19 protein-coding genes are annotated in these 19,007 nt (G+C 70.0%); 8 read left to right on the top strand and 11 right to left on the bottom strand.

Features of this window, described 5'->3' with window-relative positions:
* Positions 1-24: 24 nt before the first annotated feature.
* The 5 genes from AC067Z_RS26595 to AC067Z_RS26575 all read right to left on the bottom strand — a co-directional run bounded on the left by AC067Z_RS26595 (position 25) and on the right by AC067Z_RS26575 (position 4,249).
* Positions 25-783, bottom strand: a complete 759-nt coding sequence (locus AC067Z_RS26595; protein ID WP_478792125.1) for a succinate dehydrogenase iron-sulfur subunit — start codon at positions 781-783, stop codon at positions 25-27.
* The gene (gene sdhA / locus AC067Z_RS26590; protein WP_478792124.1) at positions 783-2,537 is read right to left on the bottom strand and encodes a succinate dehydrogenase flavoprotein subunit; all 1,755 of its coding nucleotides are present in this window, start codon (positions 2,535-2,537) and stop codon (positions 783-785) included. The genes AC067Z_RS26595 and sdhA overlap by 1 nt, the downstream gene beginning before the upstream one ends.
* Positions 2,538-2,561: 24 nt before the next feature.
* Positions 2,562-3,038: a succinate dehydrogenase hydrophobic membrane anchor subunit gene (locus AC067Z_RS26585; protein WP_478792123.1), complete on the bottom strand. Its 477-nt coding sequence runs from the start codon at positions 3,036-3,038 to the stop codon at positions 2,562-2,564.
* An 8-nt stretch (positions 3,039-3,046) separates the two neighbouring features.
* On the bottom strand, positions 3,047-3,427 hold the full coding sequence (sdhC, locus tag AC067Z_RS26580) for a succinate dehydrogenase, cytochrome b556 subunit (protein ID WP_478792122.1): 381 nt from the start codon (positions 3,425-3,427) through the stop codon (positions 3,047-3,049).
* Between the two features lie 168 nt (positions 3,428-3,595).
* Positions 3,596-4,249: a 2-oxo-4-hydroxy-4-carboxy-5-ureidoimidazoline decarboxylase gene (locus tag AC067Z_RS26575; RefSeq protein WP_478792121.1), complete on the bottom strand. Its 654-nt coding sequence runs from the start codon at positions 4,247-4,249 to the stop codon at positions 3,596-3,598.
* Positions 4,250-4,396: 147 nt separating this feature from the next.
* Between AC067Z_RS26575 and AC067Z_RS26570 the strand changes: the two genes are divergently transcribed.
* The 3 genes from AC067Z_RS26570 to AC067Z_RS26560 all read left to right on the top strand — a co-directional run bounded on the left by AC067Z_RS26570 (position 4,397) and on the right by AC067Z_RS26560 (position 6,969).
* Entirely contained in the window at positions 4,397-6,001 is a 1,605-nt protein-coding gene (locus AC067Z_RS26570) for a beta-N-acetylhexosaminidase (protein WP_478792120.1), read from the top strand.
* Between the two features lie 160 nt (positions 6,002-6,161).
* Positions 6,162-6,722: a hypothetical protein gene (locus AC067Z_RS26565; protein WP_478792119.1), complete on the top strand. Its 561-nt coding sequence runs from the start codon at positions 6,162-6,164 to the stop codon at positions 6,720-6,722.
* Between the two features lie 115 nt (positions 6,723-6,837).
* Entirely contained in the window at positions 6,838-6,969 is a 132-nt protein-coding gene (locus tag AC067Z_RS26560; protein ID WP_478792118.1) for a hypothetical protein, read from the top strand.
* A gap of 74 nt (positions 6,970-7,043) precedes the next feature.
* On the opposite strand, the gene AC067Z_RS26555 is transcribed toward AC067Z_RS26560, so the two are convergent.
* Together AC067Z_RS26555 and AC067Z_RS26550 are read right to left on the bottom strand one after the other, a co-directional pair.
* A complete protein-coding gene (locus AC067Z_RS26555; protein ID WP_478792117.1) occupies positions 7,044-7,763 on the bottom strand; it encodes an SMI1/KNR4 family protein in 720 nt (239 codons plus the stop codon).
* 155 nt (positions 7,764-7,918) lie between these two features.
* Positions 7,919-8,353 carry a VOC family protein gene (locus AC067Z_RS26550; RefSeq protein ID WP_478792116.1) on the bottom strand — a complete coding sequence of 145 codons (435 nt, stop codon included), beginning with the start codon at positions 8,351-8,353 and terminating at the stop codon, positions 7,919-7,921.
* A 532-nt stretch (positions 8,354-8,885) separates the two neighbouring features.
* On the opposite strand from AC067Z_RS26550, the gene AC067Z_RS26545 reads away from it, so the two are divergent.
* A complete protein-coding gene (locus AC067Z_RS26545; protein WP_478792115.1) occupies positions 8,886-9,608 on the top strand; it encodes an RNA polymerase sigma factor in 723 nt (240 codons plus the stop codon).
* A complete protein-coding gene (locus AC067Z_RS26540; protein ID WP_478792114.1) occupies positions 9,608-10,606 on the top strand; it encodes a hypothetical protein in 999 nt (332 codons plus the stop codon). Before AC067Z_RS26545 ends, AC067Z_RS26540 begins: the two co-directional genes overlap by 1 nt.
* Before the next feature lie 221 nt (positions 10,607-10,827).
* On the opposite strand, the gene AC067Z_RS26535 is transcribed toward AC067Z_RS26540, so the two are convergent.
* Positions 10,828-11,694, bottom strand: a complete 867-nt coding sequence (locus AC067Z_RS26535) for a L,D-transpeptidase family protein (protein ID WP_478792113.1) — start codon at positions 11,692-11,694, stop codon at positions 10,828-10,830.
* Positions 11,695-11,996: 302 nt separating this feature from the next.
* Between AC067Z_RS26535 and AC067Z_RS26530 the strand changes: the two genes are divergently transcribed.
* Both AC067Z_RS26530 and leuE read left to right on the top strand, forming a co-directional pair.
* A complete protein-coding gene (locus tag AC067Z_RS26530; RefSeq protein ID WP_478792112.1) occupies positions 11,997-13,577 on the top strand; it encodes an acyl-CoA mutase large subunit family protein in 1,581 nt (526 codons plus the stop codon).
* Between the two features lie 88 nt (positions 13,578-13,665).
* Positions 13,666-14,319, top strand: coding sequence for a leucine efflux protein LeuE (leuE, locus tag AC067Z_RS26525; RefSeq protein WP_478792111.1), 654 nt, complete (start codon positions 13,666-13,668; stop codon positions 14,317-14,319).
* Here leuE and AC067Z_RS26520 read toward each other — a convergent pair.
* On the bottom strand, positions 14,306-15,718 hold the full coding sequence (locus tag AC067Z_RS26520; RefSeq protein WP_478792110.1) for an FAD-dependent monooxygenase: 1,413 nt from the start codon (positions 15,716-15,718) through the stop codon (positions 14,306-14,308). The genes leuE and AC067Z_RS26520 overlap by 14 nt on opposite strands.
* 38 nt (positions 15,719-15,756) lie before the next feature.
* On the opposite strand from AC067Z_RS26520, the gene AC067Z_RS26515 reads away from it, so the two are divergent.
* A complete protein-coding gene (locus tag AC067Z_RS26515) occupies positions 15,757-16,422 on the top strand; it encodes a TetR/AcrR family transcriptional regulator C-terminal domain-containing protein (RefSeq protein WP_478792109.1) in 666 nt (221 codons plus the stop codon).
* A 141-nt stretch (positions 16,423-16,563) separates the two neighbouring features.
* On the opposite strand, the gene AC067Z_RS26510 is transcribed toward AC067Z_RS26515, so the two are convergent.
* Both AC067Z_RS26510 and AC067Z_RS26505 read right to left on the bottom strand, forming a co-directional pair.
* Positions 16,564-17,892 carry a polysialyltransferase family glycosyltransferase gene (locus tag AC067Z_RS26510; RefSeq protein ID WP_478792108.1) on the bottom strand — a complete coding sequence of 443 codons (1,329 nt, stop codon included), beginning with the start codon at positions 17,890-17,892 and terminating at the stop codon, positions 16,564-16,566.
* Positions 17,892-18,875 carry a glycosyltransferase family 2 protein gene (locus AC067Z_RS26505; protein WP_478792107.1) on the bottom strand — a complete coding sequence of 328 codons (984 nt, stop codon included), beginning with the start codon at positions 18,873-18,875 and terminating at the stop codon, positions 17,892-17,894. The genes AC067Z_RS26510 and AC067Z_RS26505 overlap by 1 nt, the downstream gene beginning before the upstream one ends.
* Positions 18,876-19,007: the final 132 nt, after the last annotated feature.

The raw sequence follows: 19,007 nt of genomic DNA, 5'->3' as shown, positions 1-19,007 counted from the left end.
CTCGGCGCGGAGCTGTGCTGCGTGTCAGAAGCGGCGCGTGATCAGCGCACGCTTCACTTCCTGGATCGCCTTGGTGACCTCGATGCCGCGCGGGCAGGCGTCCGTGCAGTTGAACGTGGTGCGGCAACGCCACACGCCGTCCTTGTCGTTGAGGATCTCCAGCCGCTGCTCCCCGGCCTCGTCACGCGAGTCGAAGATGAAGCGGTGCGCATTGACGATCGCCGCCGGGCCGAAGTACTGGCCGTCGTTCCAGAACACCGGGCACGACGACGTGCACGCGGCGCACAGGATGCACTTGGTGGTGTCGTCGAAACGCTCGCGGTCCTCGGCGGACTGCAGACGCTCACGCGTCGGCTCGTTGCCCTTGGTGACGAGGAACGGCATCACGTCGCGGTACGCCTGGAAGAACGGCTCCATGTCCACGACCAGGTCCTTGAGGACCGTGAGGCCCTTTATGGCCTCGACCGTGATGGGCTTCTCCGGGTTGATGTCCTTGATCAGCGTCTTGCAGGCGAGCCTGTTCTTGCCGTTGATCCGCATCGCGTCGGAGCCGCAGATGCCGTGCGCGCACGACCGGCGGAACGTGAGGGTGCCGTCGACGTCCCACTTGATCTTGTGGAGACCGTCGAGCACACGCTCCTTCGGGTCGATGTCGATCTGGAAGTCCTCCCAGACCGCCGCGTCCGACACCTCGGGGTTGAAGCGGCGGATCCGGAAGGTGACCGTGATCAGGTGGGAGGCCGCGGCCTCCTTCTCGACCTTGTCCATTACGGGGGTAGCCATCAGTACTTACGCTCCATCGGCTGGTAGCGGGTCTGGACGACCGGCTTGTAGTCGAGACGGATCGACTCGGTGCCGTCGTCGCCGACCTCGCGGTACGCCATGGTGTGGCGCATGAAGTTGACGTCGTCGCGGTTCGGGAAGTCCTCGCGGTAGTGACCGCCGCGGGACTCCTTGCGCGCCAGCGCGGAGACGGCCATGACCTCGGCCAGGTCGAGCAGGTTGCCCAGCTCGATGGCCTCCAGCAGATCCGTGTTGAACCGCTTGCCCTTGTCCTGGACGGACACGTTCCGGTACCGCTCGCGCAGCTCGGCGATCTTCTCGACCGCGGTCTTGATCGTCTGCTCGGTGCGGAACACCATCACGTTGGCGTCCATCGTCTCCTGCAGCTCCAGGCGCAGCGTGGCGACCCGCTCCTTGCCCGTGGAGTTGCGCAGCCGCTCGACCTGCTCCTCGACGAGGGAGGCCGGGTTCTCGGGAAGCTCGACGTAGTCGTTCTTCGCGGAGTACTCGGCGGCGGCGATGCCCGACCGCTTGCCGAAGACGTTGATGTCCAGCAGCGAGTTGGTGCCGAGGCGGTTGGCGCCGTGCACCGACACGCAGGCGACCTCACCGGCGGCGTACAGACCGGGGACGACGGTGGTGTTGTCGCGCAGGACCTCACCCTCGACGTTGGTCGGGATGCCGCCCATGGCGTAGTGCGCGGTCGGCTGGATCGGGATCGGGTCCGTGTAGGGCTCGATACCGAGGTACGTGCGCGCGAACTCGGTGATGTCCGGGAGCTTGGCGTCCAGCTGCTCCGGCGGCAGGTGCGTGAGGTCCAGGAAGACGTGGTCGCCGGCGGGACCGCAGCCGCGGCCCTCGCGGATCTCCGTGTAGATGGAGCGCGAGACGACGTCACGGGACGCGAGGTCCTTCATGACCGGCGCGTACTTCTCCATGAAGCGCTCGCCGTCCTTGTTGCGGAGGATGCCGCCCTCACCACGGGCGCCCTCCGTCAGCAGGATGCCCATGCGCCAGATGCCCGTCGGGTGGAACTGGAAGAACTCCATGTCCTCCAGCGGCAGACCGCGGCGGTAGCAGGCGGCCTGGCCGTCACCGGTCAGGGTGTGCGCGTTGGACGTCACCTTGAAGAACTTGCCCGTGCCGCCCGAGGCGTAGATGACCGCCTTGGCCTGGAAGACGTGGATCTCGCCGGTGGCCAGCTCGTAGGCGACCACACCGGCGGACTTCTTGACGCCGTCCTCCTCGACGATGAGCTGGTCCAGGACGTAGAACTCGTTGAAGAACTCCACGCCCTCCTTGACGCAGTTCTGGTACAGCGTCTGGAGGATCATGTGGCCGGTGCGGTCCGCGGCGTAGCAGGACCGGCGGACCGGGGCCTCGCCGTGGTTGCGGGAGTGACCGCCGAAGCGGCGCTGGTCGATGGTGCCGTTCGGGGTCCGGTTGAACGGCAGACCCATCTTCTCCAGGTCGAGGACGGCGTCGATGGCCTCCTTCGCCAGGATCTCGGCGGCGTCCTGGTCGACCAGGTAGTCACCGCCCTTGACCGTGTCGAAGGTGTGCCACTCCCAGTTGTCCTCCTCCACGTTGGCCAGCGCGGCGGCCATGCCGCCCTGCGCGGCGCCCGTGTGGGACCGGGTGGGGTAGAGCTTCGTGAGCACGGCGGTGCGGCTGCGCTTCGTCGCCTCGATGGCGGCGCGCATGCCGGCGCCGCCGGCGCCGACGATGACGGTGTCGTACTTGTGGATCTTCATGAGTGGATTACCTCAGCCCCGTGCCTAGCGGATGTTCGGGTCGAAGGTGAAGATCACCAGCGTGCCCAGAAGGATGGTGAACACCGTGGCGGTGTACAGCAGGCCCTTGAGCCACAGGCGCGTGTTCGGGCGTTCCGCGTAGTCGTTGATGACCGTGCGGAGGCCGTTGGCGCCGTGCAGCATGGCAAGCCACAGCATCAGCAGATCCCAGGTCTGCCAGAACGGGGACGCCCAGCGGCCCGCCACGAAGGCGAAGCCGATCTTGGAGACGCCGCCGTCGAGCACCAGCTGGATCAGCAGGTGGCCGATGACCAGCACGACGAGGACCACGCCCGAAAGGCGCATGAAGAGCCATGCGGCCATCTCGAAATTGCCGCGGGTCGACTTCGGGGTCTTCTTGGTGCGCTTGCGCGGGGCCTCGATGTACGGGGCCGGGTTGTCGGTGTCGTAGACGCGTGCGCCCTCGACCTCGCCGATCGCGGAAGTTGCCTCAGTGGACATGTCTGGCCTCAGCTCCCGAACAGTTCACGAGCGGCGTGGCCGAGCACCGGGTACAGCGCTCCTGCCATCAGCACGATCCAGATGCCCATCACGGTCCAGAGCATTTGCTTCTGGTAGCGCGGGCCCTTGGACCAGAAGTCCACTGCGATGACGCGCAGGCCGTTGAGCGCGTGGAAGAGAATCGCGGCGACGAGGCCGTATTCGAGAAGCGCGACGATCGGCGTCTTGTAGGTGGCGACGACCGCGTCATACGTCTCGGGCGAGACGCGGACGAGCGCGGTGTCCAGCACGTGTACGAACAGGAAGAAGAAGATGAGGACGCCGGTGACTCGATGAGCCACCCAGGACCACATTCCTTCCCGGCCGCGGTACAGCGTTCCAGCCGGCACGGAAGAACCCTCCGGGAGCGGGGATTGGGGCCTGCCGGCTTGGGGTTGTCGGTCTGGCCCGGCCGGGTACGGTCCACCGGCCCTGGCCATCGTAGCGACGACTTGTCGGTTCGTTCGCCCGGGGTGCACTGGTGTGATCAAACAGGCAATCAAACAGCCACGGACGGGCTATCGAATGACCCCTGTGGCGCCGGATTCCGGATGGTTGGCCACTACATGTGCCACGCGGGAGCGGGCGAGGGCGCGGAGTTCGTCGGCCGAAATCGCCCGCTCTTCGTCAGGTTCGTGGGAGAGGCGGCCGCGAATACCGGCGAGCAGTTGATCGAGATGCTCGTCAGGTCCGTACCTGTCGAGGCAGATCACGAATGCGTGTCCGAATCGGCTCTCGTATGCGGCGTGTGCGGCGCCGAGTGCGGTGTGCGCCGCTTGAGGGGCGCCGGGGTGGAGGCCGGCGGACGACTCACGCGCAAGGGCCTCGTGCACATCGGCGGGGCTGAGGTCGTATCCGGCCTCGTCGCAGGCCGCGAGCAGGGACTCGAGGTCGTGGAAGGGGCGGTGGTCGACGATCCGCCGCGCCCAGCGATGGCTGCCGCAGCAGTTCAGCAGGATCGTCTCGGCGGTCTCGGTGGGCGCGTCGTTGAAGCGGGCAAGGCCGGGCGGCGTGCGGCGCTGGGCCGGTATGGCCGCAGGGGCGGGCGCGCCCTGGGTGTGGTGGAGTGTCGGCGGTCGCTCCGGGGCGCCGGCGTGGGAATCGCTGGACAGCGGGGGACTCTCCTCGGAAGGCCAGCGGGACGGCTGGGAAGAGGGGGAAGGGAGTGCCACAACGTTATCGATGCGTGTCCGGAGCTGTCCGACGGATGCGCGAATTTCACCCGGACGGGAGAGTTTGGACTCATGCGATGGACGCGGAGGATGGACCCTTAAGGGGAACTTCGACAGGCTTTGACCACCTTTGAGAGGTTGCGAATGATGTGGCGCTCCCGAAAGACACAGGTCACCGGGGCGATGGCCGCCGCGGCCGCTGTCTTCTCCCTCACCCTGACCGGCTGCTCCGACGACGGGCCGAGCGGCCCGGACAGCGCTGCCGCCCCAGACCAGGCGGCACCCACCACGTCGGCGGCCTCGCCCACCCCGTCACCCACGCGCAGCTACCCCCTGTCGAAGGCACCCGCCACCATCCCGTCGGTACGCGATCACCAGGCCGCCCGCGGCCCCGGCTGGAGCCATACCGCCGGCGGAGCCGTCGTGGTCGCCAAGGGCAGCGAGGAGCTCACCGACGACGGCCGGATGATCGCGGAGGAACTGAAACTCGGCTACCGGGGGACGAACGCCGCCCGCGCCGGCGACGTGGAGCTCGCCCTGTCGGGCGACGGCGCCGCCGAGTCCTACACCCTGACCGCACGCGACGGCCGGGTGCGGATAACCGGCCCGGACGAGGCCGGGGTCTTCTACGGCACGCGCACCCTGAAGCAGGCCGTCCGCTCCGGCGGGTCGATGCCGGAGGGTGTCGTACGCGACCGGCCCGACCGCCCCCAGCGCGGACTCAACCTCGACATCGCCCGCAAGAACTTCACCGCCGACTGGATCGAGGACCAGCTGCGGGAGATGGCCGACCTGAAACTGAACCAACTGGGCCTGCACTTCTCCGACGACCAGGCGTTCCGTATCCAGTCGGACTCGCATCCCGAGATCGTCTCCCAGCCCCATCTCACCAAGGACGAGGTCCGCGGCATCCTGGCGCTCGCCGACCGGCTGCACATCACGGTCTTCGGCGAGATCGACTCCCCGGGCCACCTGGGCGCCGTGATGCGCGCACACCCCGACCTCCAGCTGCGCGACGTCCAGGGAGTGCCGCGGCAGGGCGCCATCGACATCTCCAAGCCCGAATCCGCGCAGATCGTCGACGACCTGCTGCGCGAGTACACACAGCTCTTCGGCGGGAAGTGGTTCCACGTCGGCGCCGACGAGTACCAGGCGCTGACAGTGCGCAACCCGTCCGCCTCCTACCCGCAGCTCGCCCAGGCAGCTCGCCAGAAGTACGGGGCCGACGCGGGGATCCAGGACCTGGCGGAGGGCTGGCTGAACGACCGGGCGGCGGTCGTGCGCGACGCGAAGAAGACGCCCAAGGCATGGAACGACGGCTTCTTCGCCGGCGGCGTGGTCAACGCCGACATGGACATCGAGGTCGAGTACTGGACGGGCAAGGAGATCGGGGCCCGCCCGCCGGTCGAGTATCTGGCGGAGGGTCGCAGGGTGGTGAACCTCAACGACGAGTACCTCTACTACGTGCTCGGCGAACCCAATCAGTTCACGTACCCGACGGGCCGCCGTATCTACGAGGAGTGGACACCGCTGGTGCTGCGCGGCAGTGAGGCGGTGCCGCAGAGGTATTCGGCGCAGATCCTCGGCGGCCGGTTCGCGGTGTGGTGCGACCTCGCGGACTCCCAGACCCAGGAGCAGGTGGCGGCGGGCATCGAGCGCCCGCTGCAGGCGACGGCCCAGAAGCTCTGGGACCCGAGGAAGCCGCAGCTGAGCTGGCAGCAGTTCGAGGTGCTGGGGCAGAAGCTGGGCTGATCAGCGGCTGCGTGGCGCCGGTCTGCCGGCCGCCGCCCGATCCCTCGCGCCTCTCGGAGCCGACGGTAACGTTCTGGCCACGGAGTGACGTAATCGAGCCACCGGACGCAGAACAGACAGGTACAAGGCAAGTACCTCGTCCGCGACGGAAGGCGTCCGTATGACCTCCAAGAGCCTGACGGAACTCATCGCCCAGGCCGATGAGCGTGGCCTCGCCGCGAGCGGGCTCGCCTGTCTCGACCGCTGCCTGTCCCTGCTCACCGCGGACGACGACACCCTGCGCCCGCTCTGGGCGGGCCTCGCAGGCGGCGAGGAGGAGTGGTCCGGGCAGCTCGCGGCCGCGAGGCAGGCCATGGAGGACAAGTCGCCCGACGACGAGGACGCCGCGCTGGTACGCGCGATGCTCGGCGCCGCGCCCTCGGACTGGGACGCCACGTCCCTGCGCGAGTGGGCCGACGGCTGCTCCGTCTCGGCGCTCGAGGTGCACCGCCGTTTCGACATGGGCGACTGCGAGGCGGAGACCCTCGAGCGCTGCCGCCGGGGCGACCAGGAGGGCGCCGGTCCGCTGGTCGCGGGGGAGTTGCGGCGCCAGGCGCAGATACTGGAGATCCTCGCCGAGCCTCCGGGCGGCAACGGCCTGCGCCACGCGCTCGAGGTGTCGACCGAGGGCCGCCGCGTCCTGCGCGCCGCGGTCTCGCGCCGCGCCCGCGTCACCGGCTGAGGCCGGGGTCGGCACGCCGCCGGCACCTGTGTGACTTTTTCCGGGGCCGTGACGCAGTGACGCATGAGCCGACTGGTCATCGAGCGGACAGAGCGCACGATGCGATGGAGGCACTGTGGGACGGCAGTTCTGGCGGACGATCCGGATGGCGATCGAGGAAGACAATTGGACGGCCCGGCTTGCCGTCGTCCTCCTCACGACAGCGCCGGCCGCGCTCGGCGCGTACGCGATCACCGCAGGCAGGTAGTCCCGACGGCGAGCCGGCCCCACCGTGCGGTTCCGGGCCCGCGGCCACGAAGGCCGCGGAGTTCGTGTCGGACCTCAACCCAGCCAGTCGCCGCCGAACGTCTCCCGGAAGGCGTCGAGGGCCTCCTGGGTGCGGCCCCTGGCCTGGAGCCAGACGTCCGCCTCGACACGGAGCAGCACGTCGCCGCGCCGGAACCAGCGGACGCACGGGTCCGTGACCGGATACGGCGGGAACGGCAGCCTCGTCCCGCCCTGTTCCAGCTCTTCGACGAACTCGTCCTCCGGCGCGTCCAGGCCGTCGACCAGTTCCTCCGGCGCGTGCGTCGCCTCGGACAGCACGATCTCCAGGAACGCGAGCGACGTCCGGTCCAGCCAGCCCTCCCACTTCTCGGAGCTCTTATCGGCCATGTCGGGGCGCATCAGGACCGGCGGGTCGTCGTGTGCCAGGTCCGTGAGCAGGATGCCCCAGCGGGCCGCTCCCTGGTTCTCGTCGCGGAAGACCAGCGCCTCGCCGGCCTCGTCGATGCACAGCTCGGCAGGGGTGCGCAGCGTGTCGTGGTTCGAGGTCAGGTCCCCGCGCCTGCCGAGCAGTGCGTACGCCTCGCGCAGGGCCGCCGGCAGCCGCAGTCCCAGCCGTGCCTCGGCCGCCGCGAGTTCGGCCTCGGACGATCCGTCACCGTCGCCGAGGGCGGCGCCCGTCCAGTGCTGCGCGAAGCCGCGGACGAATTCCCATGCCGCGTGCCGGTCCTCGACGGCCGCAGCCAGCGACCGGACCATGTCGAACTCGTGTGTCATGCGGCGACCGTACCGGCGGGCTCGGACAGCAAGCCCGGGCCCGCGAGCCGGGCCGGGTGCCCCTGCCCGCTCGGCGACTCCTTGAGCCGGACGTACCGTGGCGCCGCGCCGCGCGCCTCAGCGGTTGTCGCAGCGGCCGAGCCGCGCCGCCCGCCTCAGAGGCTGCCGAAGTCCGGGATGGCGACCGAGCCGTCGTCCGCGAGCGGGAAGCCGGGGTTGTGCGCGATCTCCCAGGCGTGGCCGTCCGGGTCGGTGAAAGCGCTGGAGTAGAAGCCCAAGGCGTTGGTGGCCGCCGGTTTGGTGATGGTCGCTCCGGCCCTCTCCGCGGTCGCGAGCAGATCGTCGACCTCGGCCCGGGAGCGGACGTTGTGCGCCAGAGCGATCCCGCCGAAGCCGGTCGCGGGTCCGTCCTGCAGTCCGCAGTCCCGGGCGAGCTTGTCGCGCCCCCACAGGACCAGGCCCAGGCCACCCGCCTGGAAGAAGACGGTCTCCTCGACCTCCTGCCCGCGCCAGCCCAGGGCTTCGTAGAAGGCCTTGGCCCGCGCCAGGTCGAGGACCCCCAGGGTGACCAGAGTGATGCGCTGCTCCATGCGATCACGCTAACTCCGGCCGTCCGGCGGCGCTCCGCGTTCGAGCCCGCACGTGTCCGGCCGGAGGCCGTTCCCCTGCGCGCGCAGGGGAACGAAAGGTCGGGGTGGGGAATGAAAAGTCGGGGGCGACGGCTTCACGCCCGGGGTGCGTCCCCTCCACAGGGCGCGCACAGGTGTGCCCTCCGCCGGACGCAAGGCATGCCTCGGCCGGTATCGAATCCATTACGGAATGACGGGCCGATTTCGGGCGGGATCCGGCTGCTGCGACCGCTCCACGGGCCCCGATTGAAGGACGACCGGGGCCGCCACCCCCCACAGGAGAGGCCCCGGTCGTCGTTCGCGACGGGGTCGCAGTGGAACCCCGTACTAATCTCAGCGCCGTGCGTGCTGTTTCTGTCACACCGCGCTGCATTGTTAGGTTGTTGCGGGTTCTACTAGGCATGGACGTGCACCCGGACGACGACGTAGCGTGCTGGTTCGCGCAGGGTGGCGCGGCAGTGGTGACCAGCTGCAATTCAGACAGGTTGAGGTAGTGCTGGGGGACGACGCGGAGCTGACCGCCGCGGTGCTCGCGGCTCAGGACGGGGACGAAGGCGCCTTCCGGACTGTGTACCGCGCCGTGCATCCGCGGCTGATCGGCTATGTGCGCACGCTCGTCGGTGAGTCGGAAGCCGAGGATGTGGCCTCCGAGGCCTGGCTGCAGATCGCACGGGACTTGGACCGCTTCACCGGGGACGCCGACCGCTTTCGCGGCTGGGCGGCCCGGATCGCCCGCAACCGCGCGCTCGACCACATACGCATGCGTGGGCGCAGACCCGCCGTCGGTGGCGACGAGACCGAGCTGACGGGCAAGCCCGCCGAGTCCGACACCGCGGACGAGGCGATGGAGTCCATCACCACCAACAGCACCATGGCGCTGATCGCGCAGCTGCCGCAGGACCAGGCCGAGGCCGTCGTGTTGCGGGTCGTCGTGGGGCTCGACGCCAAGAGCGCCGCGCAGGCACTCGGCAAACGTCCTGGGGCCGTACGCACCGCCGCCCATCGCGGACTGAAACGGCTCGCCGAACTGCTCGGTGCGGACGGCGCCGCCTTCCCGGAGAATCCGCAGGTCATCGATGGGTTTTCCGACCGGACGGAAGGGGAAGGTGCTGCTCCGGATCTCAACGGCCTACCCGTGCAGCGTGGCCGCAGACCCGGTGCCTCGGCGCCCGCCGGTGTGACGCATTTGCGCTCGCGGACGCAGAAGGACATGTGATGGCCGACGAGCGGTACGAGTGGCTTGACGGGGCTGCGGCAGAACGCCTGCTGCGTGGCGAGCCCGTCGAGGCCGCCGACGAACACGCCCGCGCCCAGGCCGCACGGCTCCTCCACGCCCTGGACGCCGCGAGCGACCCCGGATACCGCTACCACGACGGCGAACTGCCCGGCGAGGCGGCCGCGATGGCCGCGTTCCGCAAGTCCAGGGCCGATGCTGCGGCACCGGCGGGCGACTCCCTCGGCACCGTACGGGTCTCCCGGCCGGCCGTGCCGGTGCGCACGCTCCGCTTCGGCCGCCCCGTGCGCTTCGGGATCGCCGCCGCGGTGGCAGGTTTCGCGCTCGGCGGGGTCGCCGTCGCGGCCGGTACCGGCGTGCTGCCCGCGCCCTTCGGCGGAGACGAGACACCGCTCCCGGCGGCCTCCGTCTCGGCGGCCGCGACACCCGGCCCCCTCGTATCCGATTCGCCGAGCGACGACGGCGGCGTCACCACTTCGCCCGGCGCCGTCACCACGTCCCCGTCGGCGCCCGCGCCGAGCGGCACGCCGTCCGGTACGCCCCGCGGCCACGACGGCACGGCCACCCCCGGCGGTCCGGGCGACAACGAGGGCGGACAGGCCACGCCCCGCGACGGCGAGCGGGACAAGAGGGCCGAACTGCGCCGCAGGGCCATCGAGGCTTGCAAGGACTACCGCAGCGGACACATCGCCCCCGAGCGCAAGAAGCGGCTCGAGGAGATGGCGAACGGCGCGGAGCGGGTGCAGCGGTTCTGCGACCGGCTGCTGAGCGGCGGCTCCGGCGGCGGCAGCAATGGCGACGGCGACAGGGACAACGACGGCTCCGGTGACGGCGACCAGGGCTCCGACGGCGAGAGCGGTTCCGGCGGCTCCGACGACTCCGGCGGGTCAGGCTCCGACACTCCGCCCGTCTCCTGGACGCTCGAGCCCCGGACATCCGTGTCCGCGCCCCCGGCGTCTGCCTCGCTCAGCGCCGGCTGAGCCCCTCTGACCTGCGGATTTACCGCGTGTCGTTCAAGGTGTGACGTTTTTCGGGCTTACGGCGCAGTAAGAAGTGAGCCGACTGGTCATCGGCCGCGCGAAGAGCCGGGGTTCCCCCCGTACCTACGGCTCAGCGCATATGGCGCGGGCGGGACACGTTCCCCCGGTCCCGCCCGCGCCCTCTCTTCTCTCTCGAGTTGTCACTGCCGCTCAGCCGGCGCTCACCAGTAGATGACGACCTTGTCGCCCGCGCGCACCTGGTCGAAGAGCGCCGCGATCTTCCCCTTGTCCCGGACGTTCACGCAGCCGTGCGAGGCGCCGTTGTAGCCGCGGGCCGCGAAGTCGGACGAGTAGTGGACCGCCTGGCCGCCGCTGAAGAACATCGCGTACGGCATGGGCGTGTGGTAGATCGTCGAGACGTGGTCCCGTGACTTCCAGCCGACGTTGAACGAGCCCTCGCGGGTGGGCGTGTACTGCGAGCCGAAGCGGACGTCCATCGTCGACACGACCTTGCCGTCGACCATCCAGGACAGCGTGCGCGTGGTCTTGCTGATGCACATCACGCGGCCCGTCATGCAGCGCGGGTCCAGCTTCGCCTTCGGCTTCTCGACGTCCTTGCCGTCCAGTTCGGCGCGCGTCGGCTTGGTCGTCATGCCGAGCAGCTTCTGCCAGGTGACGGTGTCCGTGCTGCCGGTGGCGGGCAGTTCGCGCTTGCCCTGGAAACCCTTGACGGCCGTGGTGGTGACAGGACCGTACGAGCCGGTCGGCTTGTCGTCGAACCAGCCGATCTGGGCCAGCCGCGCCTGCAGTTCGCGTACCTGTTCGCCCTGCGCGCCGGGGGCCATGAGGATCTTCGGCGCGGGGGTGGTCGCGGTGGGCGACGGCGACCGGGTCGGCTCGGCCGACTCGGACGGGGACGTCGACGCGGAAGGCGACGGCTCCGCCGTCGTCGGTGCCGACGCCTTCGGCTTGTTGTCCACCGCCGGCGCGTCCGTCGCGGCCTGCGCCGTGCAGCCGGCGGTGACAGCGGCCACTACGAGCGCGGCCGCGGCGGCCAGTGTTCTGACCGCAACGTTTTTCCTGAGCATGATCGCCCCCCTTTGTCCTTGTGCCTGATGAGACAGCTTCCCCTGCGGCCCGGTTGCCCATTCCCACGCATCATGGAGGTAACAGTTGGGGGACGGCGACGCTACGACGCGGACGGCGTGCCGCGGGACCCTGACCGGTTCGGCGTCGTTCTGGCGGTGCTGCTGCCCCCGTTCGGGTCAGCCATGGGCGGGCTGTGAGCAAGGTCCCAGCGTGCGGCACTCCACCCGTCGCACGGGCGCCGCTACAGTCCGTCGCGGGGGTTCGTTACCAGCCAGTAGCTTCAAGTGGGAGGCACAGAGATATGGCGCGCGAGTCCGAGTCGGGACTGCCCATCGAGCCGGTCTACGGTCCGGCGGACCTGGCGGGCTGGGACCCGGCCGAGAAGCTGGGTGAGCCCGGCGCGTACCCGTTCACACGTGGCGTCTACCCGTCGATGTACACCGGCCGGCCCTGGACGATGCGCCAGTACGCGGGCTTCGGCACCGCCGTCGAGTCCAACGCGCGCTACAAGCAGCTGATCGCCAACGGCACCATGGGCCTGTCCGTCGCCTTCGACCTGCCCACCCAGATGGGTCACGACTCCGACGCCCCGATCGCGCACGGCGAGGTCGGCAAGGTCGGCGTCGCCATCGACTCGATCGACGACATGCGCGTGCTGTTCGGCGGGATCCCGCTCGACAAGGTCTCCACGTCGATGACCATCAACGCACCCGCCGCGCTGCTCCTGCTGCTCTACCAACTCGTCGGCGAGGAGCAGGGCGTCCCTGCGGACAAGCTGACCGGCACGATCCAGAACGACGTGCTGAAGGAGTACATCGCCCGGGGCACGTACATCTTCCCGCCCAAGCCCTCGCTGCGGCTGATCGCCGACATCTTCAAGTACTGCAGGGCCGAGATCCCGAAGTGGAACACCATCTCGATCTCCGGCTACCACATGGCGGAGGCCGGGGCATCGCCCGCGCAGGAGATCGCGTTCACGCTCGCCGACGGCATCGAGTACGTGCGCACCGCGGTCGCCGCCGGCATGGACGTCGACGACTTCGCTCCCCGTCTGTCGTTCTTCTTCGTCGCACGCACGACGATCCTCGAAGAGGTCGCCAAGTTCCGTGCCGCCCGCCGCATCTGGGCGCGGGTGATGAAGGACGAGTTCGGCGCGAGGAACCCGAAGTCGCTGATGCTGCGCTTCCACACGCAGACGGCGGGTGTGCAGCTGACCGCGCAGCAGCCCGAGGTGAACCTGGTCCGCGTCGCGGTGCAGGGCCTCGCGGCGGTCATGGGCGGTACGCAGTCGCTGCACACCAACTCGTTCGACGAGGCCATCGCGCTCCCCACGGACAAGAGCGCGCGCCTCGCGCTGCGGACGCAGCAGGTCCTCGCGTACGAGACCGATGTGACCGCCACCGTGGACCCGTTCGCCGGTTCGTACGTCGTCGAGAAGCTGACGGACGACGTCGAGGCCGCGGCGGTCTCCCTGATGGAGCGGGTCGAGGACCAGGGCGGTGCGGTCAGCGCGATCGAGCGCGGCTTCCAGAAGAGCGAGATCGAACGCTCCGCCTACCGCGTCGCCCAGGAGACCGACTCGGGCGAGCGCGTCGTCGTGGGCGTCAACCGCTTCACCCTCGACGCCGAGGAGCCGTACGAGCCGCTGCGTGTCGACCCGGCCATCGAGGCGCAGCAGGCCGAACGGCTCGCCCGGCTGCGCGCCGAGCGCGACCAGGGAGCTGTCGACGAGGCGCTGGCCGCGCTGAAGAAGGCCGCCGAGGGCACGGACAACGTGCTCTACCCGATGAAGGACGCGCTCAAGGCGCGGGCCACGGTCGGCGAGGTGTGCAACGCGCTGCGCGAGGTGTGGGGCACGTACACGCCCAGCGACGTGTTCTGAGGCGGGGCTGCGGGATGAGCGGAGGTGGCCATTCCGCCCTGTGAAACCGGAAAGCGGAGTGTCGTACCCGTGTGCGACACTCCGCTTCATGCTGGGTGTAACCGATCTGCCGACCTACCTCGTGGGTCTCGTCCTCATCATTCTTCTGCCGGGACCGAACTCCCTCTATGTGCTGTCCGTCGCCGCCCGCAAGGGCACCCGGACCGGTTACAAGGCGGCGGCCGGAGTCTTCACCGGGGACACGATCCTGATGACACTCGCCGCGCTCGGCGCGGCCTCGCTGCTCCAGACCACGCCGCTGCTCTTCACGGTCGTGAAGTACGCGGGCGCGGGCTATCTGACGTGGATGGCGATCGGCATGCTGCGGGCGGCATGGAGCATGTGGCGCACCCGCGGCGAGACAGCCGCGGCCGACGACGTACCGGCGGCGACCGGGGCGGCCGAGCGCCCGTACCGCCGCGCGCTGATCATCAGCCTCGTCAACCCGAAGGCGATCCTCTTCCTGATCTCCTTCTTCGTGCAGTTCGTCGACCCGTCCTACGCCTACCCGGCGTTGTCCTTCGTGGTCCTGGGCACCCTGCTCCAGCTCGGCAGCTTCCTGTACCTGACCACGCTGATCTTCGGGGGTTCCCGTCTCGCGACCGCCTTCCGCCGCCGCAGGCGGCTGTCGGCGACGGCGACGTCGGCGGCCGGTGCGCTGTTCCTCGGCTTCGCCGTGAAGCTTTCTCTCAGCAGCGCATGACGCGTTCCAGGTGGGCGGGGAGGCCCGTCGCCGTGTCGCCCGCCCAGCCGACGTAACCGTCCGGCCGGATCAGGAACAGGCCCTTGCCGTACGGCTCGCGGGCCGCGATGCGGTGGACGTGGACGCCCTCCGGCAGGGAGGGTAGCGGCGCGTCCGTGCCCACGGCGAGCAGGGTGAAATGCGGGCCGCGCAGGAGGTCGAAGATGCGCCGCCCGTCGGACAGACGCCCGTCGGGTGCCCGGTCGCCCGCCTCCAGAGCGCCCGCCGAGCCGTCGGCTAGCGGGCCGCCGCGGTAGCCGAGTCCGAGCTGACGTGTCTCGCTGCCGCGACGGGCGGTGCCGCGGTGGATCCGGGTCGACAGGCCGAGCATGTCGGCGGCGACGGGACGGCGCTCCTCCTCGTAGCTGTCGAGCAGCCCCTCCGGGGCGCCCTCGCGCAGCACCTGGCCGAGCTTCCAGCCGAGGTTGTACGCGTCCTGCACACTCGTGTTGAGGCCCTGGCCGCCTGCGGGGGAGTGGACATGGGCCGTGTCCCCGGCGAGGAAGATCCGCCCGACGCGGAACCGCTCGGCGAGCGCGGCGCGCGGCCGGAAGTCGGAGGACCAGCGCACCTCGGTGACCTGGTCCGGCCGCAGATGGGTACGGGCGGCGACGACGGCGCGCACGCCGTCCGGTGAGATGTCCGGCTCGCCGTCCAGGAACTGTGCGACCAACTGGAAGTCGTCGGTGCCGGGCAGCGGGCAGATCGCGAGGAAACCCGCGTCCGCGCCGAACATGTGCCAGTTGTCGCGGTCGAGATCCGGTACGCGGATGTCCGCGACGAGCATCGGCGCCGGGTCCACGCTCTCCCCGTCCATCGCGATGCCGAGCGCGCGGCGGACCGTGCTGCGGCCGCCGTCGGCGGCCACGGCGTACTCGGCGCGCACGGTGATCCCCGTCGAGAGGGTCGCCGTGACGCCGGCCGCGTCCTGTGCCATGCCCGTCACCGCATGGCCGAAGGCCACGTCGCCGCCGAGCGCGCGCAGCCGGGCCAGCAGGATCTCCTGCGTGCGCCACTGCGGCAGCAGCCAGGGCTCGCGGTACGGCTCGGCGTCGAAGGGGCCGGAGTCGCCGCGGCCGAGGATGTCGTGTTCTGCGACCCGTCGCCCGTCCTGCCAGACCATGCCGACGGGTGCGCTGCCGCCCGCGGCCAGTGCCGCGTCCACGACGCCGAGGTCGTCGAAGACCTCCATCGTGCGGGGCTGGATGCCCTTGCCGCGCGAGCCGGGAAAGAGCCCGTCCGCCTTCTCGGCGACGAAGACGTCCACGCCGCGGCGGGTCAGATCGCAGGCGAGGGTCAGGCCCGTGGGACCGGCACCGACGACGAGCACCGAGGTTTCCTTAACGCTGTTAAGTTCCATGGTCCCGAGCATGTGCTTAACGCCGTTAAGCTGTCAAGGTGGGAACGACGAAGATCGACCGCGCCAAGGTCGCCGACACGGCGCTGCGCCTGCTGAACGAGGTGGGCCTGGAGGGCCTGACTCTGCGCGCCATCGCGAAGGAGCTGGACGTCAAGGCGCCCGCCCTCTACTGGCACTTCAAGGACAAGCAGGCGCTGCTCGACGAGATGGCGACGGAGATGCTGCGGCGGATGACGGCGGAAGCGGCGTCGTCCGCGCCGCCCGCGGACTGGCGCGAGGGCCTCACGGCGGCGATGCGCGGCCTGCGGTCATACCTGCTGCGGTACCGCGACGGCGCGAAGGTCTACAGCGGCACGCACTTCACGGACACGAGCTACGGGGCGCCGATGGAGGCGCATCTGCGCATGCTCGTGGACGCGGGCTTCACACCGGGTGCGGCTGCACGGGCGTGGCTGACGGCGTACAGCTACACGATCGGTTACGTGATCGAGGAACAGACGACGAGCCGCCCGGACGAGGCGGGCGCGGAGGCGTACGACCTGACGGCGCGAGCGGAGCGCCTGTCGGAGTACCCCACGGCTGCGGCGGCGGGCGAAGAGCTCTTCGCGAACCAGGAGCAGGGTTTCGAGGCGGGCCTGTCGGCGGTGGTGGTGGGTGTGGGTGCGGTGCTGGGGCCGGTGAAGTCCGGCCCGTCCCGCGATTGAGGACACCGCGGGAAGCACGTTACGGGGTCCGGGGCCTGCCCCGGCTCCGGGAAGAGGGGGCGGGCACAGCCCGCCGCAGGCGCCCCCGCGGTGCAGCCCCCGCCCCCGCTACCGCGCGCCCACGCGCTACCGCAGCACCCGCTACCGCAGTACCCGCTTCAAGCGTCGCGCCCGCCGCACCACTCGCCGCACCGTCGCATTCCGCGGGACCGGGATGCCGCCCGGCAGACCCAGCACCGTCAGACGGCGGCGCTTGAAGTACCGCAGCGTGCTTGCGTCCAGCGACGTGCGGAGGAAGCGTTCCGCCTCCGGACGCAGGTCCGGGCGGATCTGCGGCTGCATCGCGAAGCCCACCGCGCTCAGCAGGCCGTCGAGCCGTTCGTCCGCCTGTGCCGGCGCGCCCGTCGCGCCCGTCGCCAGGTCGGGCACGAGCGCGTCGACGATGGTCAGCGGCACCCGGTTGCTGTTCTGGTACGGCGTCAGCCGGTCCAGCAGCGGCTCCGTGCCCAGACGGGCCACGGGAATGCCGTAGAACGTGGCCGCGGTGAACAGCGCCGTGGAGAAGCAGCCCGCCACCAGCGCCGGACGCAGCTGCCGGTACAGCACCTCCGCGAGCACCGGCCGTTCCACGACGGTCAGTTCGACGCCCAACTCCCGGGCCTCACGTTCCAGGGTGTGCATCCACGCGGCCGGGGCCGTCGGGTGCGGCTTGAACACGATCCGGCGGTGGCCGAGTTCTGCCGCGCCCCGCAGCATGCGCAGGTGCTGGCTCTCCTCCTCCTCCGCCGTGATGATGCCGAGCGCGGCGAGATACTGGCCGAGCAGCAGCGCGGGTCCGTCCGCAGAGGCACCTGCCCCGGAACCGTCCGGTTCCTGCGCCGGGTCGGACAGTTCCGCGACGACCTTGAGGAAAGCTTCCGTCGGCACCAGCTGCGGTGCGGCCTCGAACTCCGCAAGCAGCAGCGGTTTCAGACCGGGCACCAGGTCCAGATGGAACAGGCGCCGCACCCGTTCGCCGACCAGCGGGTCGATCTTGTTGCGGGTGGGGCCGTAGCTCATCAGCCCGTCCGCGTACACATCCAGTGCCGCGTCCGGGAAGAGCTGGGCGATCGCCAGGGCCGGGGCCACCTGGATCGACTCGACGGCCAGCTCGATGCAGTCGTCACCGAGCGCCCACAGCTGCCGCAGATACCTCTCCCACAGGGGGACGTCGTCCGAGCGGGGCGACCAACCTCCCGGATGGAAGGGGGAGATGGTCTCGTTCCAGGAGAGTACGCCGTCGAAGCGGCCGCGCAGCCGCTCGAAGCCGGGCATCTCGTCCAGCGGGGGCGTGGTCTCCGGAGTGGCCGCATTGTTGGAGACCAGCAGCAGCCTCCGGTCGGCGGCAGCGAAGCAGCCGCTGTCGATCGCGGCGGCCAACGTCGCGGCCCCGTAGAGGGAGGAGGCGAAGAAGATCTGGGTGGTGGGCATCAGGCCACGGCCTCCACGGACAGCGGGGCGGGTCGCCGGCGAACCCTGCGCAGCCGGGAGGCGCGCTCGGAGTCCATCGAGTCGAGTGCTTCGTTCAGTACGTCCTGCGGCATACGTTTCAGCGCGGCAGCGCACATCGAGCGCAGTTTGCGTGCCACGGCGGGCTCGTACCTTTCGATCGATCCCAAGTGGTGGGAAATGAGTGCGCAGTAGGTACGGACGGCTTTCGGCATCAGGAGGGCGGATTCCTCGTCCTTTGCCGTCTCGTCGAGCACCTGGTCGAATGCGCGGATGAAATCGAGCTGGCGGATATCACCGATCTGTGTGAGCGACGAAGCGACTCCGCGACGGTAGAAGATTCCCAGCTGACTGATCACGGCGAAGGTTTCCGCGTCCCGGTGCAGCCGCCAGATCCACGGCCGGTCCTCGGCGGTGCGCAGACCGTGCGTGAAGTGCAGCAGCCCCCGGTCGACGAGCCGGCGGTGGTACATCCCGGCCCACGCGTACGGGTAGTCGACGGCGGTCGAGCGGGTGGAGGGCAGGATCCACTCGCGCGGCCGCAGCACCTCACCGCGCCGGCCGACCGGGACCCGGTGCACCGAGCGCCCACGCCCGGTGCACTGCACGTGATCGGTGCGGACGAAGTCGCAGCCCAGATCCTCCATGGCGGTCAGCAGACCCGCGAAATGGCCGGGGGCCAGCCAGTCGTCGCCGTCGAGGAAGGCGAGGTACTCGCCCCGCGCCGCGTCCAGACCGGTGTTGCGGGCGGTGGCCAGCCCCCCGTTCTGCTCGTGTCTGAGCAGGACCGCGCCCGGGATCTCCCGCTCCGCCCGCTCCAGGATCTCCGGCGTCCCGTCCGTCGAGCAGTCGTCGACAAGGAGGAACTCGAAGTCTTCGCGGGCGTTCGCCTGCAGGCTTCTGAGTGTGTCGGGGGCGTATGTCTGCACGTTGTAGAACGGCACGATGACGGAGAGCTTAACCACCCGCATGAGGCTAGGGGCCACCACGGCATTCGCACTGACACGAAGAGGGATGGCAGGTGAACGCTGGGCGTCGGGCTTATTAACCAGTCCGCTTTCCAGCCCGGAGCCCCGTTCGTAGGCGCTCTGTTAACC

The organism is Streptomyces sp. NPDC043812 (genome assembly GCF_056436245.1).
The sequence above is the reverse complement of the archived record's forward strand: the minus strand, read 5'-3'. Positions and strand labels throughout refer to the sequence as shown.

Excerpts from the sequence above, each read along its gene's own strand:
- AC067Z_RS26595 (WP_478792125.1), bottom strand. The coding sequence starts at position 783 with ATGGCTACCCCCGTAATGGACAAGGTCGAGAAGGAGGCCGCGGCCTCC.
- sdhA (WP_478792124.1), bottom strand. The coding sequence starts at position 2,537 with ATGAAGATCCACAAGTACGACACCGTCATCGTCGGCGCCGGCGGCGCC.
- AC067Z_RS26585 (WP_478792123.1), bottom strand. The coding sequence starts at position 3,038 with ATGTCCACTGAGGCAACTTCCGCGATCGGCGAGGTCGAGGGCGCACGC.
- AC067Z_RS26570 (WP_478792120.1), top strand. The coding sequence starts at position 4,397 with ATGTGGCGCTCCCGAAAGACACAGGTCACCGGGGCGATGGCCGCCGCG.
- AC067Z_RS26565 (WP_478792119.1), top strand. The coding sequence starts at position 6,162 with ATGACCTCCAAGAGCCTGACGGAACTCATCGCCCAGGCCGATGAGCGT.
- AC067Z_RS26555 (WP_478792117.1), bottom strand. The coding sequence starts at position 7,763 with ATGACACACGAGTTCGACATGGTCCGGTCGCTGGCTGCGGCCGTCGAG.
- AC067Z_RS26550 (WP_478792116.1), bottom strand. The coding sequence starts at position 8,353 with ATGGAGCAGCGCATCACTCTGGTCACCCTGGGGGTCCTCGACCTGGCG.
- AC067Z_RS26540 (WP_478792114.1), top strand. The coding sequence starts at position 9,608 with ATGGCCGACGAGCGGTACGAGTGGCTTGACGGGGCTGCGGCAGAACGC.
- AC067Z_RS26535 (WP_478792113.1), bottom strand. The coding sequence starts at position 11,694 with ATGCTCAGGAAAAACGTTGCGGTCAGAACACTGGCCGCCGCGGCCGCG.
- AC067Z_RS26530 (WP_478792112.1), top strand. The coding sequence starts at position 11,997 with ATGGCGCGCGAGTCCGAGTCGGGACTGCCCATCGAGCCGGTCTACGGT.
- leuE (WP_478792111.1), top strand. The coding sequence starts at position 13,666 with ATGCTGGGTGTAACCGATCTGCCGACCTACCTCGTGGGTCTCGTCCTC.
- AC067Z_RS26520 (WP_478792110.1), bottom strand. The coding sequence starts at position 15,718 with ATGGAACTTAACAGCGTTAAGGAAACCTCGGTGCTCGTCGTCGGTGCC.
- AC067Z_RS26510 (WP_478792108.1), bottom strand. The coding sequence starts at position 17,892 with ATGCCCACCACCCAGATCTTCTTCGCCTCCTCCCTCTACGGGGCCGCG.